This is a genomic window from Bacteroides muris (ex Afrizal et al. 2022) (assembly GCF_004793475.1).
GTDB classification, from domain to species: Bacteria; Bacteroidota; Bacteroidia; order Bacteroidales; family Bacteroidaceae; genus Bacteroides; species Bacteroides muris.
The window spans coordinates 1-1,591 of the sequence record NZ_SRYZ01000104.1 but is presented as its reverse complement, the minus strand read 5'-3'; the positions used below and the strand labels follow the sequence as shown (position 1 = coordinate 1,591).

Below are 1,591 nucleotides of genomic sequence, written 5' to 3'. Positions count from 1 at the left end.
ATTTAAGTTTCGCAAGTCAGCATGAAAGTTTATAAGAGGGTATAAAAGAAGGCATAGAGTTTTCTGTATATCGCAGAAAATGAGTATCTTTAAAGTGGTCAAACAAAATAATACTCAACTCTATGCCAGTACACAAAGTTACAGACTTTCTTTCAGAAATCAGCGCATTCTTTAAAAAAGATGATGCGCACAATGCAATGTATTCCATTATGGACGTGATTAAATGGTTAAAAATGACAGAGTCTTCCCTGTTCGGGATGAAGAGTAAATGCAACAACATATATTCTTTACTGCAGGTATTCCAGGCTCTGTTGTTATATCCTTGTTTCATGATTCGTAATCCTTATCATTTTCATGATTCTTCATTAAGCGGCTTGTTGAACTGCAAAAAAGATGTGTTCTACCGTTTTATGAGCAACCCGAAGATTGATTGGCGTAAACTTGTCTATCATCTTAACATGCAGCTTTGGTCGAAAATCAAAGTCCGTTCCGAGCATAAGGAAAACACCACCTGTCTGATAGTTGATGATACGGACTATCCCAAAACCGGACGCCGCTTCGAATATATCGGCAGGGTGCATTCCCATGTTCAGCACAGAAGCATTCTGGGATTCAAGGCATTGTTTTTGGTCATAACAGACGGAACATCCCAAATGATTCTCGATTTTGCACTTCTTGGTGAAAAAGGGAGAAAAGGAAATTTTGGTATGTCCGCCAAGGAACTCAAAGACCGTTTCACCAAGCCCCGTGACGAACAGGATGCCTTGCAGGAACGAATCAACGAATATACGGCAAGCAAAATCAGTCTTATGATTGACATGATAAAACGAGCCATAGGTAAAGGAGTGAAATTCAGGTATGTTCTGGCTGACAGCTGGTTTGCATGCAAGGATATTATTCGCTTTGTTCGTTCCCGCCACATGAAATGTGACTACTTGGGCATGATTAAAATCGGTGAGAGCGGAAGGACGAAATATCATTTTGAGCGCAAAGACTTTACGGCACCGGCTCTGATAAAGTTGCTCTCCAAACGGAAACGGCGTAAATACAATAGAAAGCTGCGTTGCTATTATATGGTAGCTGATGTGGTCTTTGCAGACACTAAGGTTCGTTTGTTTTTCGTCAAGCGAAGTAAGAATGCCGCTTGGAATGGTTTGATAACCACTGACACCACTCTTGACTTCCTCTGCGCATATAAAATCTATGCTCAAAGATGGGCCTTGGAAGTCATCTTCAAGGAGGCAAAGGGATTGCTGGGACTCGGAAAATGCCAGGCAAACAATTTTGCCTCCCAGATTGCGGCAACCTCCCTGACTGCATTGCAATACAACATTCTTTCCCTTGTGAAAAGATTTGCAGCCTATGAAACGATGGGAAAACTCTTTGAAAAAGTCTCCAAGGACTCTTTGGAACTTTCCATTATAGAAAGGATATGGGGAACTCTCCAAGAACTGATTATAGCAATAGCAAACCTCTTCGGTTTGGCCGATGAGGATATCTATGATGTGATGATTAACAGGTCGGAAGAGATGAACCATATATGCGATATTTACAAATTAAAACTAGCAAGCTGAACTTGCGAAACTTAAAT

Annotated in this window: 1 protein-coding gene; it reads left to right on the top strand. The window is 40.9% G+C overall.

Annotated elements, in window-relative coordinates; all coding sequences use genetic code 11:
* The first annotated feature begins 122 nt into the window (after nucleotides 1-122).
* Nucleotides 123-1,574 carry an IS4-like element ISUnCu6 family transposase gene (locus E5355_RS18995; protein WP_076612411.1) on the top strand — a complete coding sequence of 484 codons (1,452 nt, stop codon included), beginning with the start codon at nucleotides 123-125 and terminating at the stop codon, nucleotides 1,572-1,574.
* The last annotated feature ends 17 nt before the right edge of the window (nucleotides 1,575-1,591 follow it).

What these genes read in the sequence shown, in the direction of transcription:
- E5355_RS18995 (WP_076612411.1), top strand. Translation starts at nt 123, where the DNA reads ATGCCAGTACACAAAGTTACAGACTTTCTTTCAGAAATCAGCGCATTC.